The organism is Streptomyces sp. NPDC060366 (assembly GCF_042725135.1).
Classification (GTDB): domain Bacteria; phylum Actinomycetota; class Actinomycetes; order Streptomycetales; family Streptomycetaceae; genus Streptomyces.
The window spans coordinates 311,713-326,021 of record NZ_JBHXDC010000001.1; the positions used below are offsets into that span (position 1 = coordinate 311,713).

16 protein-coding genes are annotated in these 14,309 nt (G+C 71.4%); 3 read left to right on the plus strand and 13 right to left on the minus strand.

Going from position 1 to position 14,309, the window contains the following annotated elements:
- Window positions 1-17: 17 nt before the first annotated feature.
- Window positions 18-1,082, plus strand: a complete 1,065-nt coding sequence (locus ACFWHU_RS01255; protein WP_385799026.1) for an ATP-dependent DNA ligase — start codon at window positions 18-20, stop codon at window positions 1,080-1,082.
- 15 nt (window positions 1,083-1,097) lie between these two features.
- On the opposite strand, the gene ACFWHU_RS01260 is transcribed toward ACFWHU_RS01255, so the two are convergent.
- The 4 genes from ACFWHU_RS01260 to ACFWHU_RS01275 form a co-directional block, all read right to left on the minus strand.
- On the minus strand, window positions 1,098-1,556 hold the full coding sequence (locus tag ACFWHU_RS01260; RefSeq protein WP_387223036.1) for a YchJ family protein: 459 nt from the start codon (window positions 1,554-1,556) through the stop codon (window positions 1,098-1,100).
- Between the two features lie 225 nt (window positions 1,557-1,781).
- Window positions 1,782-2,582, minus strand: coding sequence for an SAM-dependent methyltransferase (locus ACFWHU_RS01265; protein WP_387223039.1), 801 nt, complete (start codon window positions 2,580-2,582; stop codon window positions 1,782-1,784).
- A 189-nt stretch (window positions 2,583-2,771) separates the two neighbouring features.
- Window positions 2,772-3,008 (minus strand): DUF397 domain-containing protein, encoded by a 237-nt coding sequence (locus ACFWHU_RS01270; protein ID WP_078074169.1) that lies wholly within the window; start codon window positions 3,006-3,008, stop codon window positions 2,772-2,774.
- Complete coding sequence (locus ACFWHU_RS01275; RefSeq protein ID WP_385799020.1) at window positions 3,009-3,869, minus strand: helix-turn-helix domain-containing protein; 861 nt, start codon at window positions 3,867-3,869, stop codon at window positions 3,009-3,011.
- 200 nt (window positions 3,870-4,069) lie between these two features.
- Here ACFWHU_RS01275 and ACFWHU_RS01280 point away from each other — a divergent pair, with 200 nt between their 5' ends.
- On the plus strand, window positions 4,070-4,531 hold the full coding sequence (locus tag ACFWHU_RS01280; RefSeq protein ID WP_385799018.1) for an ATP-binding protein: 462 nt from the start codon (window positions 4,070-4,072) through the stop codon (window positions 4,529-4,531).
- Window positions 4,531-4,953 carry a hypothetical protein gene (locus ACFWHU_RS01285; protein ID WP_385799113.1) on the plus strand — a complete coding sequence of 141 codons (423 nt, stop codon included), beginning with the start codon at window positions 4,531-4,533 and terminating at the stop codon, window positions 4,951-4,953. Before ACFWHU_RS01280 ends, ACFWHU_RS01285 begins: the two co-directional genes overlap by 1 nt.
- Before the next feature lie 69 nt (window positions 4,954-5,022).
- Here ACFWHU_RS01285 and ACFWHU_RS01290 read toward each other — a convergent pair whose 3' ends face one another.
- From ACFWHU_RS01290 to ACFWHU_RS01330, 9 genes are all read right to left on the minus strand, one after another.
- Window positions 5,023-6,006 (minus strand): sugar kinase, encoded by a 984-nt coding sequence (locus tag ACFWHU_RS01290; RefSeq protein ID WP_387223043.1) that lies wholly within the window; start codon window positions 6,004-6,006, stop codon window positions 5,023-5,025.
- A complete protein-coding gene (locus tag ACFWHU_RS01295) occupies window positions 6,003-6,641 on the minus strand; it encodes a bifunctional 4-hydroxy-2-oxoglutarate aldolase/2-dehydro-3-deoxy-phosphogluconate aldolase (RefSeq protein WP_387223045.1) in 639 nt (212 codons plus the stop codon). The genes ACFWHU_RS01290 and ACFWHU_RS01295 overlap by 4 nt, the downstream gene beginning before the upstream one ends.
- Before the next feature lie 83 nt (window positions 6,642-6,724).
- On the minus strand, window positions 6,725-7,555 hold the full coding sequence (locus ACFWHU_RS01300; RefSeq protein ID WP_387223047.1) for a hypothetical protein: 831 nt from the start codon (window positions 7,553-7,555) through the stop codon (window positions 6,725-6,727).
- On the minus strand, window positions 7,549-8,694 hold the full coding sequence (gene dgoD / locus ACFWHU_RS01305; RefSeq protein ID WP_387223049.1) for a galactonate dehydratase: 1,146 nt from the start codon (window positions 8,692-8,694) through the stop codon (window positions 7,549-7,551). Before dgoD ends, ACFWHU_RS01300 begins: the two co-directional genes overlap by 7 nt.
- Window positions 8,691-9,443, minus strand: a complete 753-nt coding sequence (locus ACFWHU_RS01310; protein WP_387223052.1) for a FadR/GntR family transcriptional regulator — start codon at window positions 9,441-9,443, stop codon at window positions 8,691-8,693. Before ACFWHU_RS01310 ends, dgoD begins: the two co-directional genes overlap by 4 nt.
- Before the next feature lie 77 nt (window positions 9,444-9,520).
- Window positions 9,521-10,279, minus strand: a complete 759-nt coding sequence (locus tag ACFWHU_RS01315) for an SDR family NAD(P)-dependent oxidoreductase (RefSeq protein ID WP_385799006.1) — start codon at window positions 10,277-10,279, stop codon at window positions 9,521-9,523.
- Window positions 10,280-10,357: 78 nt separating this feature from the next.
- Entirely contained in the window at window positions 10,358-12,514 is a 2,157-nt protein-coding gene (locus ACFWHU_RS01320) for an alpha-galactosidase (protein WP_387223054.1), read from the minus strand.
- A complete protein-coding gene (locus ACFWHU_RS01325; RefSeq protein ID WP_385799002.1) occupies window positions 12,511-13,362 on the minus strand; it encodes a carbohydrate ABC transporter permease in 852 nt (283 codons plus the stop codon). Before ACFWHU_RS01325 ends, ACFWHU_RS01320 begins: the two co-directional genes overlap by 4 nt.
- Window positions 13,362-14,309, minus strand: coding sequence for a carbohydrate ABC transporter permease (locus ACFWHU_RS01330; RefSeq protein WP_385799000.1), 948 nt, complete (start codon window positions 14,307-14,309; stop codon window positions 13,362-13,364). Before ACFWHU_RS01330 ends, ACFWHU_RS01325 begins: the two co-directional genes overlap by 1 nt.

The window sequence follows — 14,309 nt, forward strand, 5'->3', positions numbered from 1 at the left end:
CGAGCACAATCGGACGCATGGATCTGCCGGTGATGCCTCCGATGAAACCGATGCTGGCCAAGTCCGTGGCGAAAATCCCGCCCGGTATGCAGTACGAGGCCAAGTGGGACGGCTTCCGTGCCCTGATCCACCGGGACGGCGACGAGGTCGTCATCGGCAGCAGGAACGGCAAGCCGCTGACCCGCTACTTCCCCGAGCTGGTCACCGCCTTCCTGCGCGAGCTGCCCGAGCGGTGCGTTATCGACGGCGAGATCGTGATCGCGTACGAGGGCCGGCTGGACTTCGACCGGCTCAGCGAGCGCATCCACCCGGCGGACTCGCGGGTGCGGACGCTCGCCGAGCGGACCCCGGCGAGTTTCGTCGCCTTCGACCTGCTGGCTCTGGGCGACCGGTCGCTGCTGTCCACCCCGCAGTCCGAACGCCGCGCCGCTCTCGTCGACGCCCTCGGAAACCTCTCGGCCCCCGTCCATCTGGCACCGGCCACCACGGACCCGGAGCTGGCCCAGGAGTGGTTCCGGCGATACGAGGGCGCGGGGCTGGACGGGGTGGTGGCCAAGCCGCTGGACCTGCCGTACCGGTCGGACGTACGCGTGATGTACAAGATCAAGCACGAGCGGACGGCGGACGCGGTCGTGGCCGGATACCGCCTCCACAAGAGCGGCCCGGTCGTCGGCTCCCTGCTGCTCGGCCTGCACGACACGGCCGGGACGCTTCAGCACGTGGGGGTGTGCGCCGCGTTCTCCATGAAGCGCCGGGCCGAGCTGGTGGAGGAGCTGGCTCCGCTGGTGATGGATTCCACCGAGGGGCATCCGTGGGCGGCGTGGGCGCGTGAGTCGGCCCACGAGAGTGCCAGGCTGCCCGGCGCGCCGAGCCGCTGGACGGGCAAGAAGGACCTGTCGTGGATCGCGGTGCGGCCGGAGCTGGTGTGCGAGGTGGCGTACGACCATATGGAGGGCGACCGCTTCCGGCACACGGCGCAGTTCCGCCGGTGGCGCCCGGACCGTACGCCCGAGGAGTGCACGTACGCGCAGTTGGAGGAGCCGGTGCGCTACGACCTGGCGGAGGTGCTGGCGTCGGGCTGATCCCGACGGGCCGCGCTACTCCACGAAGGTGCCTTCGACATACACCCAGGCGCCGTCGTGCCGCTCGAAGCGGCTGCGTTCGTGGAGCGAGCCCTCCTCGCCGCGCCGGGTGTAGCGGGCGCGGAAGGTGACGGTGCCCGTGGTGTGGAAGGCACTGCCTTCGGTGGTGGCCAGGATCTCCAGGCCCGCCCAGCGCATCGCCGGGTCGAGGTCGACCCGCGACGGGCGGGTGGCGGGGTGCCAACTGGTCAGCAGATAGGGCTCGTTCCCCACCGCGAAGGCGCTGTAGCGGGCGCGCATCAGGCGCTCGGCGGTGGGGGCGGCGGCGGTTGCGGCGTGGAACCGGCCGCAGCACTCTCCGTAGGAGGAGGGCAGTCCGCACAGACAGGGCGAGGCGTCTCGGGAAGCGCGTGAGGTCGCTGCGGCGCGTGTGCTCGATGAGGTGCGCGCGGGGCGTGTGGGGCGTCGGGCCATCCGCATATTGTGCCCGTCCGCCGAGGGGCGGACGGCCGGGGAGGGCCGGGAAACGCCTCGGCGCCGCGCACCCCCCGAGAGTGTCGCGGCGCCGAGGCGCTTGCCTGTCCGGACCCCCGCCGGTCCGGACCGTGTGAGTCCTGTGCCCCCTGTCGTCCCGCGACTGCCCGGTGTCGGGGCGCGCGGTACCTCAGGGCTTGCGGGGCCGTCAGGCCTCGCCGGTTGTCAGGGCTTGCGGGCCACGCCGACGAAGCCGGGGATCAGCCCGTTGTCCGGTACGGGGACGACCTCGCCCAGCTCCGGACGCCACTCGGCCACCAGGGAGACCCCGGGCTCGACGAGCTCCAGGCCGTCGAAGAAGTGGCCGACCTCGTCGCGCGAACGCAGGGCGAGCGGTACGCCCTTCGCCTTGTAGAGTTCGGCGGCCTTCTCCGAGCCCTCCGGGTCGTAGTCCCCCGTGACGTGGGAGATCACCAGATAGCTGCCCGACGCCAGCGGCTCCAGCAGCTTGCGCACCAGCTCGTGCGCGCCGTCCTCGTCCGGGACGAAGTGGAGCAGGGCGATGAGCGACAGGGCGACCGGCTTGTCGAAGTCCAGGATCTTGCCGGCCTGTTCGACGATCCTGTCGGGTTCGCGCGCGTCGGCCTGGATGTACTCGGTCAGGCCCTCGGGGCTGCTGCGCAGCAGCGCCTCGGCGTGCCGCAGCACGATGGGGTCGTTGTCGGTGTAGACGACGCGCGAGTCGGCGGCGACCTCCTGCGCTATCTGGTGCAGGTTGGGCTCGGTCGGGATGCCGGTACCGATGTCGAGGTACTGGCGCACGCCCGCGGTGTCGCCGAGCCAGCGGGTGGCCCGGTGCATGAACGCCCGGTTGCATTTGGCCATCTCGCGGCCGAGCGGGTTGAGTTCGAGGAGCTGGCGTGCCATCTCCTCGTCGACGGGATAGTTGTCCTTGCCGCCGAGGAACCAGTCGTACATCCGGGCCGGGTGCGGCCTGCTGGTGTCGATGGGGTCATGCCCGGTCATGTGCACTCCATGAGTCTCAGCGTCGCTGGCAAGAACAGTGGCAAGGAACAGGTGGGTTCAGATCCGATCAGGCCTGATCGGCTCGTACCAGGCGGGATCCGGCCGATCCGGGCGAACGGTTCGCGTCATACCGAGTCACGTCTGATCACTTCGGGTGGTACCGGTGCGGTCGAGTCAGGTGAGGTCGGGTCAGGTCAGCAGGAAGTCGGCCTGGCCGGACTTGGCGCCTTGGATGAACGCGGCGATCTCACCGTGGGTGTAGATCAGCGCGGGGCCGTCAGGGTCGTTGGACTGGCGCACGGCCACCCTGCCGTCGGCCAGCTTCATGGCCTCGATGCAGTTGCCGCCGTTGCCGCCGCTCCACGGCTTGTGCCAGCCTTCGGCGCCGAGGTCGGTGGCGGGCATGCCGTTGTATATCGGATCCATTCACAGCTCCTTGCGGACATCCTTGAGGATCTCCTTCGTGCGTTGTGCAGTTGCAGCCTGAGCCGCCATGCGGTCCATGACCTCGAGGTGGGTCGCCACCTCGGGGCGCGCGTCGAGATAGACGGCGCCGGTCAGGTACTCGCTGTAGATCATGTCGGGCAGTTCGGGCATGGCGAAACGGAAGAGCACGAACGGCCCGTACGTTCCGGGGTGGTGTCCGGAGGAGAACTCCGCGATCTGCAGCGTCACATTGGGCATCTCGGACGCGTCGATGAGCCGGTCGATCTGCTCGCGCATGATCTCGGGCGTCCCGACGGGACGGCGAAGTACCGTCTCATCCATGATCACCCACAATTTGGGTGCGTCCGACCGCGTGAGCAGGGACTGGCGTCGCATACGCAGTGCCACATGCCGGTCGATGGCATCCGGCTGGACCTGTCCCACGGCGCCGGCGTGCATGACCGACAGCGCGTAGCCCTCCGTCTGGAGGAGCCCCGGCACGAAGTGCGGTTCGTACGCCCTGATCAGGGAGGCGGCGCCTTCCAGACTGACGTACATGCTGAACCAGTCCGGCAGAATGTCGTGGAACCGCTGCCACCAGCCCGGCTTGTTGGCCTCCTCGGTCAGCTCGACGAAGGCGTTCGCTTCGTCGTCGCCGACTCCGTAGGCCCGGAGAAGCACCTGCACATAGGGGACTTTGAGCGTGACCTCGGCGGTCTCCATCCGGCGGACAGTGGCCGATGCCACCCGGAGAAGCTTCGCTGCTTCCTCGCGTTTCAGGCCGGCTCTCTCGCGCAGATCCATCAGGCGTTTGCCGAGTACGACCTGTCCCACGGTCGGGGCAGACCGCGGTTCACTCACTTTGGAACCTCCCCATGCACGGTTCCCAGCAGTGTGCCATGCCCTCGCCAGTAAGAACACGGCACTCTGGAAATTTCACAGTGCTACTTGCCAAGTGTCTCGCACGGGTGGAGAGTGGTTCGGTGAACCAGTTCATGCAGTTGTCGTGCTCCGCCCGGAGGTTTCGCACGGTGCTGCTTCCCCACCGTTAGGAATCGGTCGTGGCACCTGGTAACGCGCTCACCCCCCCACTGATGACCGTGTGCCCTGGCAACGTTGTCCGCCGCTACGGTTTCGCACTACCCGCCCACGCCGAGTCGGTCTGTCGTGCCAGACAGCTCAGCCGGGCGCGGCTCGACCGGTGGGGTACCTCGGACGAGACGCTCGAAACGGCGATCCTCATCATTTCGGAACTGGTCACGAACGCCGTCGTCCACGCGCCCGGCGACCATGTCATCTGCGAATTGCGCGAAGAGAACGGCCGTCTGCACATAGCCGTCGAGGACCAGGGTTTCGGCCCCACGGGTCCTCAGCTGCACCGTGTGTCCGACGACGAGGGCGGTCGCGGGCTGCTTCTCGTGGACGCCATGAGCAGCTGCTGGGGAACGCACGACACGTCCGGTTACGGCGCCGGTCGTGTCGTATGGGCGGAGCTGCCGCACGAGGTGGGGCAACCGTGTTGATGGGTGCGATGCGCCGGTTCGCCCGCGGGCTGCGTGAGGAACGGAGCGGCTTCGCGCAACTGCCGTTGCCGCCGACCCTGCCGGCCTCGCTCGGCTGTGACGCGGTGGGCGTCCCGGCGAGGCACGGGTTCCGGCTGATGGGCCGGCTCCCCAGTACCGGCTGCGTCTTCGCCGACACCGAGTGGTGGTGGTGGATCGTCCCGGCCGGTTCGGATCTCGAACTGGACTGGCCCCTGCCCGCGCGCTACGTCTCCGGGACCCGGGTCCCGGCCCAGCAGCCCCGGCTGATCCACTGGCCGGACGCCCCCACGCCGTACACCCCGCCGATCCCCTTCTATCTCATGGTCTGTCAGCTCACGGGGACGACGCCCATATGGGAGACGCACCGGCAGGGAGAGATCCCGGTACGGCAGCGCGGCTGACAGCCTTCACAAGAAGGACGGGCTGGTTCCCGCCTCCTTATGAGGACGGCGCGTCGCACAGACAGCGCGTCATACGGAGAGCGTGTTCCAGAGCGCCTCGTCGGCCGCCAGCAGTTCACTCGTCCGGTCCGGCGGCATCAGCGGGCCGTGGTCGGCCGTGACACGCAGCGCGGACGCCGCCGTCAGATGGCCGAGGCGCAGGGCGCGTACCGGATCGTCGTACCGCGCCAGACTCGCCAGGAAGCCTCCGGCGAACGCGTCGCCCGCGCCCACCGGCTCGACCACCCGCACCTTCGGTGCCCGCACGGTGTACGTGTCGGGGCCGACGTACGCCGTCGCCGCCCGCGCCCCGTCCTTGACCACCAGGACCCGCGGCTCCGGAAGCAGGGCACGGACCGCGTCCGGACCCGCGTCATCGGGCAGGGCCGCGCCCCAGAGCGCCTGGGCCTCGTCGAGTCCGACCAGGACGATGTCCGCGCGGGCCGCGAGAGGCAGCAGGATCCCGGCCGCGGGCTCGTCACCCCAGAGCGCGGGCCGGTGGTTCACGTCGAAGCTGACGGCGTACGGCCGTCCGGGCCGCAGCGCCCGCTCCACCAGGTCGCGGCAGGATGCCGAGAGCGCCGGGGTGATCCCGGTGAGATGGACGAGCGCGGCGCCGCGCACCGCCGGATCGTCCAGAATCCCCGGCCCGAGGGCGGAGGCGGCGGAACCGGTGCGGTAGTAGTGAACCCCTGTCGCGTCCGTGCCCGGGTTCTTGACCAACAGACCGGTGGGGCGCGCCGGATCGGTGCGTACGCCGCTGATGTCGACCCCCGAAGCGGCGATCCGCCGCCGGACACGCCGCCCGAAGGGGTCGTCCCCCAGCGCGGACACCCAGCGGACCGGAACTCCGTGGTCCGCCAGATACATCGCGACGTTCGACTCGGCTCCCGCGACGTCGAGCCGCAGCGAATCGGCCGTGTCGAGCGGAGCGACCGGGTCGGGCGCGAGCGCCGCCATGGTCTCGCCGATGCAGACGACCGGACCGGGGCGCGGCAGTGGAGCCGTACTCATGAACCGTCCGCGCGTACGACGTCCAGGAAGGTGCGGGCGCGGGCGCGCAGGCCGTCGAGACCGCCGCCCGCGGTGTCGGCCGCGTCGCCGACGAGCGGGGATCCGACGCCGACCGCGAGCGCCCCGGCGTCCAGATACGCCCTGGCGGCCTCGGCGTCGACGCCCCCGACGGGTACGAACGGAACGTCCGGGAAGGGGCCCTTGAGAGCGCGCACGTACGCGGGCCCGCCCGCCTGGGCGGCGGGGAACAGTTTCACGGCGCAGGCTCCGGCGCGCAGCGCGGCCACGATCTCGGTGGGGGTCATCACGCCTGCGAGCACGGGGAGTTGGAGCCTTCGCGCCGCGTCGACACCTTCACAGACGGCGGGCGTGACGACGAAGTTGGCGCCGGCGCGGTGGACGGTGTGCGCGTCCTCGGCGGTCAGGACGGTGCCCGCGCCGAGGGGCGCGTCGGGCCCGAGCGCGGCGCGGGCCTGCGCGATGACGTCCGGCGCGTCGCGACCGGTGAGCGACACCTCGACGAGTGCGACGCCCTCCTCGATCAGTGTCGTGACGGTCCTGAGCGCCGCCTCGGGGTCGTCGCCGCGCACGATGGCGACGAGTCGGTGGGCGCGCAGGGCGGCCGGCAGATCCACGGGGGTTCCTTCTCTCGTACGGGGCGGTCGTGCACGGTTCTTGTTTCCGACTGATCAGGCTCTGCTCGGTCGGGCTGTTCTCTTCATGGTCGCGGATCGCGTCCGGCCGTGACGGTCAGCCGCCAGCGGACCTCGCCCGAGCCCGGGACCCGCGCGGCGTCGCCCTCTCCCGCCGCCGCCAGGTCGAAGACCCGGCCCAGCATCGGTTCGACACCGACGGAGCGGTACGGCGCGCCGGCGGGGAAGCCGCCGAGGTTGCGCCAGAGGGCGATCGACACCGGCTGTCCTTCGGCCTCTACCGCGAGGCGCAGCGTGTCCCGCCCGTCGCGAACGGACACTTCCGGGGCGGCGACGACGGCGCCCACGGCCGTGCCGTCGTCGGGGCCGAGCCGGTCGAGCGGCAGGCCGCCGACGGGGCCCGTCGGCCAGGCGCCCGCGATCCAGTGGGCCCCGTCGTCGGGGTAGAGCCGGGTCGGCGCACCGTGCCGGATGCCGAGGGTGGCCTGCGGCGACACGCCCAGGAGCGCGTGCGCGGCCCACAGGAAGCGGTAACCGGGCGTGGCCGTCAGCCGGTAGTCGGCGACGAGGGTGTCGGCCTCTGTACGGATGCGGCGTGCCAGGCGGAAGTCCGGGCAGTCGACGTACTCCTCGCCCCCGTCCCGGCGCCAGGGCCGGGACCACGCGTCGCCGTGGTCGGGGGCGCCGCGCACCGTGGGGACGCACTCCTCCAGACCCCCCGCGTCGGCGAAGGCGTCGCCCGGCGCGACGAGGGGGCGGCGCGGCTCGTCCCGCCGCCACAGCCACTCCCAGCCGCCGGCCCGCAGCGATGTCCAGCGCCCGCCGAGCGCGAGGTCGGTGGTGACGGCGAGCGCCGGGCCGGGAGGCGCGGGCTGGGCGGGCGTCCCGCTCACCATTCCGCGAAGGAGCCGTCGTCGTGCCGCCAGACCGGGTTGCGCCAGGCGTGCCCGGTCCGGTCGGCGGCGCGTACGGCGTTCTCGTCGACCGTGACGCCGAGCCCCGGCTGATCGGTGCGGTGGGCGTGGCCGTCGACGAAGCGGAACGGCTCGGTGTCCACGACGTACGACAGCAGGTCGGCGTCCTTGTTGTAGTGCAGGCCCCTGCTCTGCTCCTGGATGAGGAAGTTCGGGGTGCAGAAGGCGATTTGCAGGCTGGCGGCCAGCGCGATCGGGCCGAGCGGGCAGTGCGGTGCGAGCTGCGCGCCGTAGGTGTCGGCGAGCGAGGCGATGCGGTGCACCTCCGATATGCCCCCGGCGTGCGAGAGGTCGGGCTGGGCGACGGCTATCCCGGCGGCGAGCGCGGGCAGGAACTCGGCCCGCCCGTACAGCCGTTCACCGGTCGCGACGGGCACGGGGCTGGACGCGATCAGCCCGGCCAGCAGATGCCCGTGCTCGGGCAGCAGCGGTTCTTCCACGAACAGCGGGTGCAGTGGGGCGAGTTCGGTCAGTACGCGGCGGGCGCCCGCCGGGCTGAACCGACCGTGGAAGTCGACAGCGACGTCCCGGTGCGGGCCGAGGACCGCGCGCGCCGCCGCCACCCGCTCGACCACGGCGGCCGTCTCCGCGGGGCTGGTGATCGGGGACGTACGCCCGGCGGCGTTCATCTTCACGGCGGTGAAGCCCGCCTCGACCTGGGCGGTGACCTCGTCGGTGAGCCGGGCGGGTTCGTCGCCGCCGACCCACGCGTACACCCGCACCCGGTCCCTTACGGGGCCGCCGAGCAGGGCGTGCACGGGGGCGCCGTACGTCTTGCCGGCGATGTCCCACAGCGCCTGGTCGATCCCGGCGACGGCGCTGGAGAGCACGGGGCCGCCCCGGTAGAAGCCACCCTTGGTCATGACCTGCCAGTGGTCCTGGATCCGCAGCGGGTCCTGGCCGACGAGGTACTCGGCGAGTACGTCCACCGCCGCCCGTACGACCTCCGCCCGGCCCTCGACCACGGGTTCGCCCCAGCCGACGGTGCCGTCGTCCGTCTCGATACGGCAGAACAGCCAGCGGGGCGGGACGAGGAACGTCTCCACGCGAACAATCTTCACTTCGCCTCGGAGCCTTTCGTCTCGGGGGCGGCCGGGGCGGCCGTCCCGTGCACCTTGTCGAGGTCGCGGACCGCCTGGTCGAGCAGCGCCCGCATGGCCTGCTGGGCGGCGTCCGGGTCCTTGGCGCGTACGGCGTCCAGGACGGCACGGTGGCTCGGCACGGGATCCTCGCCGTGCGGCGAGGAGTGCACGATCCGGTCGCGGTGGGCGAGACCGGACTCGATGACCATCTCCATGCGTGTCAGCAGTTCGTTGTGGGTGGCGGCGAGGAGCGCGCGGTGGAAGGCGAGGTCGGCCTCGACCGCGTGCGCGGCTCCGCCGTCCCCCTCCCCCATCTCCGCCAACGCCGCCTCCAGCGCGGCGAGATCGGCGTCGGTGCGCCGCTCGGCCGCGAGCCGGACGGCGGCCGGTTCGATGATGCCGCGGACCTCGCCGAGGTTGCGCAGCAGGGCGAGGTCCGCGCCCGCGCTGGTCCCTTCGGCGAACTGCCAGCGCAGGACGTCGGCGTCGAGGAGGTTCCAGTCCGAGCGGGCTCTGACGAACGTCCCCCGGCGCTGGCGCGCGTCGACCATTCCCTTGGCAGCGAGCACCTTCAGCGATTCGCGCAGGGCGGTCAGGCTGACGTCCAACTCCCGCTGGAGTTCCACGAGATCAAGGGTGGATCCCTCGGGGATGTCGCCGCTGAGCACCCGGCGCGCGAGAGTCTCCACGGTCTGGCCGTGCACTCCGCGGCGCGCGTATGGCGTCATGTGTCGTTCTGCCTTTCTGCTGGTCGTTCCGCTGGTCGTTCGTGTGCGGCGGTGGTCGTGCGCCGGGCCGGGAGCCGTCAGGCCGAGGCCTTCACGACGCTCCATCCGCCGTCCACGAGCAGACTCGATCCGGTGATGTAGGACGCCTCGTCGGCCGCCAGGAAGGCGATGGCCGCCGCGACCTCCTCGGGGGTGCCGAAGCGGCGCGCCGCCGTTCCCTCGACGCTCCGCGCCCGCTCCGTCCCGGATACCCGGTCCCAGGCGGCGGTGAGGATCGGGCCCGGCAGTACGGCGTTGACGCGTACGTCCGGTCCGTACTCGACGGCGAGTTGTCCGCAGAGCGAGAGCAGCGCGCCCTTGCTCGCGGCGTAGGCGGGGTGGCCGGGGATGCCCATGTGGGCGTGGACGGAGGACGTCAGCACCACGGCGCCGTGGTGGGCGCGCAGATCGGGCAGGACGGCGCGGAAGCCGAGGAAGCCGCCGGTGAGGTTGACGGCGATCTGCCGTTCCCAGGAGGCGAGGGTCGTCTCGTGCGCGGGGCTGACGTCCACGGTGTAGGCGTTGCTGACGAGGACGCCGACGGGGCCGTGCCGGTGGGCGGCGGTCACGACGCGGTCCCAGTCGTCCTGTTCGGCGACGTCGGCCCGTACGAAGTCGGCGCGGCCTCCCTTGTCGCGGATACCGGCGGCGACGGCCTCGCCGAGTGCCGTGTCGATGTCGGCGAGGATCACGGCGGCGCCCTCGTCGGCGAGGCGGGAGGCCGCGGCGGCCCCGATGCCCGACGCGGCTCCGGTGACCACGGCGACGCGGTCGTGGAAGCGGGCTGGTGCGTTCATGGGGCGGGTCGTCTCCTCCGGGTGCGGGGCCGCCTTCCGGCGTCCTCGGCGACTGTAGTGAGCGTGCGGGTCATGAGGTCACTGCTGCCGGCCCGCTCCCGTCGGGGAGCCGGGTGCGGTCCCGTCCACCCGGGTGAGCACCACGAGTTGGGCGTCGTGGGCGGCGGTCCAGTGGAACGGCAGGCCCGAGTGCAGGAGATACCCGCCGCCGTACGTCGTGCCGGACTCCTCGTCCCGGTAGTGGGCCGCCGGTTCGAGACCGCGCAGCCGCAGCCGGGCCGCGCGGCCCGGCACGAGCGGTGCGCCGTCGAGGGGGCCGGTGTTCCAGGCGGTGACGACGGTGCGGGCGCCAAGGCCTCGGCCGTCCTCGTCGTACTGCACTCCGCAGGTCGGCTCGGCGGGCGAGCCCAGCAGCCGGATCTCACCGTGGTGGACGACGTCGCGGATCTCCTTGTAGCGGGCCACCCAGCGCGCGGCCTCTGCGCGCTGACCGGCCGTCCACTTCCGGATGTCGGCGCCGATGCCGAGGACGCCGGACATGGAGCTGACGAAGCGGAAGGCGAGCGAGCGCGGCCGCGGGTCGAAGATGCCGGGCGCGTCGGTCACCCAGGCGCTCATGGTGTGCGGGGCGTGGGCGTGCAGATAGCCGTACTGGATGGACAGCCGGTCGAGCGGGGCGGTGTTGTCGCTGGGCCAGAGCACGTCCGTACGGGCGAGTGTGGCGTGCTCGATCCTGGCCCCGCCACCCGCGCAGCCCTCGACGGTGACGTGCGGGTGCGCGGTCCGCAGATGGTCGAGTACGCGCAGATAGCCGGCGACGTGCGCGGCGTCGAGGTCCTGGCTCTCGACGGGGCCACCGCCGGGCCTGCCGCGTTCGGTGGGCGGGCGGTTCATGTCCCACTTGAGATAGCTGATGGCGTACGTGCCGAGCAGCCGGTCCAGGGTGGCGATGACGAAGTCCTGGACGTCGGTGCGGCCGAGGTCGAGCAGGAGCTGGTTGCGTACGAGCGTGACCGGGCGGCCCTCGACGCGGTAGACCCACTCGGGGTGTTCGGCGTGCAGGGCGGAGCCGGGGCTGACCGCCTCCGGCTCCACCCAGAGTCCGAAGTCCAGTCCCAGCTCGCGCACTTGGGCGATGAACCGGTCGAATCCGCCGGGGAACTTGGCCGGGTCGGGATACCAGTCGCCGAGGCCGCCGGTGTCGTCGTCGCGGCCGGTGAACCAGCCGTCGTCCACGACGAACAGCTCGGCGCCGATGTCGGCCGCGACGCGCGCCAACTCCAGCTGTCCGGTGGCCTCGACGTCGAAGCCGGTGGCCTCCCAGGAGTTGTAGAGCACCTGGCGCGGCCGGTGCGACCGCTCGCCGGAGAGGCGTCGTTCGTAGCGGTGCCAGACGCGGGCGAGCCCTTCGAGTCCGTCCGGGCTGAAGGCGCAGGCGAGCCGGGGGGTGGTGAGCGTGGCACCGGGCGCGAGACGGACGGCCCCTTCGTGGGGCAGCCGGCCCGCCCGTACGCGCACGGCGCCGCCCGGCTCGGCGTCGGCGGTCATATGCCAACTGCCGGGCCATTCGAGGGCGATGCCGTACGTGGGGGTGGCGCCCTCGGCCGGGTGCGCGGCGTCCTGGACGGCGAGCCACGGCGCGTACGCGTGTCCGGGGACGGCCTGCGTGCTGGCCAACTCGAAGCGGCCCCGCGTGAGTTCGAGCTGGGTGAGCTGGAACTCCCGTGACCACTGGCCGGAGAGGTAGGTGAGCCGCGCGGTGTCGGTGACGGGGATGTTCACGGCGGCCGAGTCGAAGTGTTCGAGGCGCAGTTCGGCATCGCCCGTACAGGTCAGTTCGGTCCAGCGGAGGATCACGTCGGTGCCGGGCACTGTCTCGTAGCACAGCGTCGTGGTCAGTCCGAGTGTCTCGTCGGTGAAGACGAGTCGCAGCGCGCTCTCGCCGTCGGCGCTCGCGCCGGTGAAGCGCCACCACACGCCGCGCTCCTCGCCGGGTCGCCGCGCGACCAGGTCGGCGCCGGTGAACGGCCTCGGCCCGTACGGGATGTACTCGGCGGGAGCGGCGTCGGCGGGGGTGATGAAGTGTGTACGGCGCGACCAGTCGAGGGGCGAGGGCCCCTGCTCGGCGCCGTGCGGTCCCCAGGCGGCGAGTTCGGCCCACCCTTCGTCCGGTGCGAGGGTGACGGCGTAGACCGTGTTCGCGGTGCGCAGCACCCACGGGTCGTGCGGGGTCATTTGACCGCTCCAAGATTGAGGCCTGCCACGAAGTGGCGCTGGAACCGCAGGAATACGGCGACGGTCGGGGCCGCCGCGATGACGGAGCCCGCCGCGATCACATTCCACATGGACACATACTGACCCTGGAGTCCGATGAGCGACGCGGTGATCGGCATCTGGCTGTCGGTCCGCAGCACGGTGATCGCCCAGAGCAGATCGTTGAAGATCCAGGTGAAGGAGAGCGCGCTCAGCGCGGCGAGCGCGGGTTTGGTCAGCGGCAGCACGATGCGCGCGTAGATCTGCCAGGGGCTCGCGCCGTCGATCACCGCCGCCTGCTGGATCTCGACGGGGATGGACCGCATGAAGCCGTAGAGGACGAAGACGTAGAAGCCGACGCCGAAACCGATCTGTACCCCGATGAGCGCGTAGAGCGTGTCGTACAGACCGAGCGTCTCGCTGATGCGGGAGACCGGGATGAGCAGGATCTGCGGCGGCAGCAGGTTGCCGCCGAGCATCAGCAGCAACAGCGTGCGGCGCAGGGGCAGTTCGTAGCGGCTGAGGGCGAAGGCGGCCATGGAGGCGAGCGCCAGGGTGGCGAGCACGGTCGGCACGGTGACGAGCATGCTGTTGATCAGCGCCCGCTGCTGACCGCCGTCGACCCAGGCCTGGCGGAAGCCGTCGAGGGTGAAGGAGTGCGGCAGGCCGCCGAGGCCGTTGGCGGCGATGTCGTCGAACGTGCGGACGCTGGTGACCAGTACGAGTGCGATGGGCAGCAGCCACAGCACCGACAGGGTGCCGGCGCCGAGGTGGAAACCGGCGGTCGCCAGCTTTTGGCGGGTGCGGGTGGAGCCGGAGGTGGCGGACATCAGTCGGCCTCCCGGAAGGCGCGGACGAGGTACGAGGCGATGACCCCGAAGGCCAGTACGAAGATCACGACCGCGAGGGCGGAGCCGTATCCCAGTCGCAGTGACTGGAAGGCGGTGGAGTACATGTACGTGGAGAGCAGCTCGGACGAGTGGTACGGGCCGCCACGGGTGAGGGCCCACACCACGTCGAACGAGCGCAGCGAGTCGATGACGATGACCGAAAGGACGACGGCGTTGACGCTGCGCAGCTGCGGCAGGGTGATGTGCCTGAACCGCTGCCACCGGTTCGCGCCGTCGACCTTCGACGCCTCGTAGAGCACCGGGTCGATGCCCTTGAGGCCGGCGATGTAGAGGATCATCACGTAGCCGATCTGGCGCCAGAGGGCGGGCACGATCACGGCGTACAGGGCGGTGTCCTGGTCGGCGAGCCAGGCGCGGGTGAGGTTGCCGAGGCCGATGCTTTCCAGGGCCTGGTTGATCAGGCCGTCCGGCTGGTACATCGCCTGCCACACCAGGGCGGTGGCGACGAGGGAGAACACGACGGGCAGGAAGAGCGCGGCCCGGTAGAAGCCGACGCCGCGGCGCTCCTGCTGGAGGAGCAGTGCGGCACCGAGGCCGAGGAGCGCGGAGAGCCCGCCGAAGAGCAGCAGCCACAGGACGGTGTCGAGCACGGCGGTACGGAAGACGGCGTCGCCGAACATCTCACGGAAGTTGCCGAGGCCGATGAAGCGGGGAGCTGAGACCCCGTCCCAGTCGGTCAGTGAGAGGTAGAAGCCCTGGACCGCGGGCCAGAACACCCAGAAGGCCTCGGCGAGCAGGGGCACCAGGACGAAGGCGAGGACCACGGGCGGGACCCGGGTCGACCGCTTGCGCCGGCCGCGCGGCTCGTTGTTCTCCCGCGGCTGCCCGCGCTCCTTCCCGGGGGCCTCGGTGACGACCGCCGCCAT

Coding starts and splice junctions, on each gene's coding strand:
- ACFWHU_RS01330 (WP_385799000.1), bottom strand. CDS start 14,309: ATGGCGGCGGTCGTCACCGAGGCCCCCGGGAAGGAGCGCGGGCAGCCG.
- ACFWHU_RS01290 (WP_387223043.1), bottom strand. CDS start 6,006: ATGAGTACGGCTCCACTGCCGCGCCCCGGTCCGGTCGTCTGCATCGGC.
- ACFWHU_RS01320 (WP_387223054.1), bottom strand. CDS start 12,514: ATGACCCCGCACGACCCGTGGGTGCTGCGCACCGCGAACACGGTCTAC.
- ACFWHU_RS01285 (WP_385799113.1), top strand. CDS start 4,531: ATGGGTGCGATGCGCCGGTTCGCCCGCGGGCTGCGTGAGGAACGGAGC.
- ACFWHU_RS01260 (WP_387223036.1), bottom strand. CDS start 1,556: ATGGCCCGACGCCCCACACGCCCCGCGCGCACCTCATCGAGCACACGC.
- ACFWHU_RS01255 (WP_385799026.1), top strand. CDS start 18: ATGGATCTGCCGGTGATGCCTCCGATGAAACCGATGCTGGCCAAGTCC.
- ACFWHU_RS01310 (WP_387223052.1), bottom strand. CDS start 9,443: ATGACGCCATACGCGCGCCGCGGAGTGCACGGCCAGACCGTGGAGACT.
- ACFWHU_RS01270 (WP_078074169.1), bottom strand. CDS start 3,008: ATGGATCCGATATACAACGGCATGCCCGCCACCGACCTCGGCGCCGAA.
- ACFWHU_RS01300 (WP_387223047.1), bottom strand. CDS start 7,555: ATGGTGAGCGGGACGCCCGCCCAGCCCGCGCCTCCCGGCCCGGCGCTC.
- ACFWHU_RS01315 (WP_385799006.1), bottom strand. CDS start 10,279: ATGAACGCACCAGCCCGCTTCCACGACCGCGTCGCCGTGGTCACCGGA.
- ACFWHU_RS01325 (WP_385799002.1), bottom strand. CDS start 13,362: ATGTCCGCCACCTCCGGCTCCACCCGCACCCGCCAAAAGCTGGCGACC.
- ACFWHU_RS01265 (WP_387223039.1), bottom strand. CDS start 2,582: ATGACCGGGCATGACCCCATCGACACCAGCAGGCCGCACCCGGCCCGG.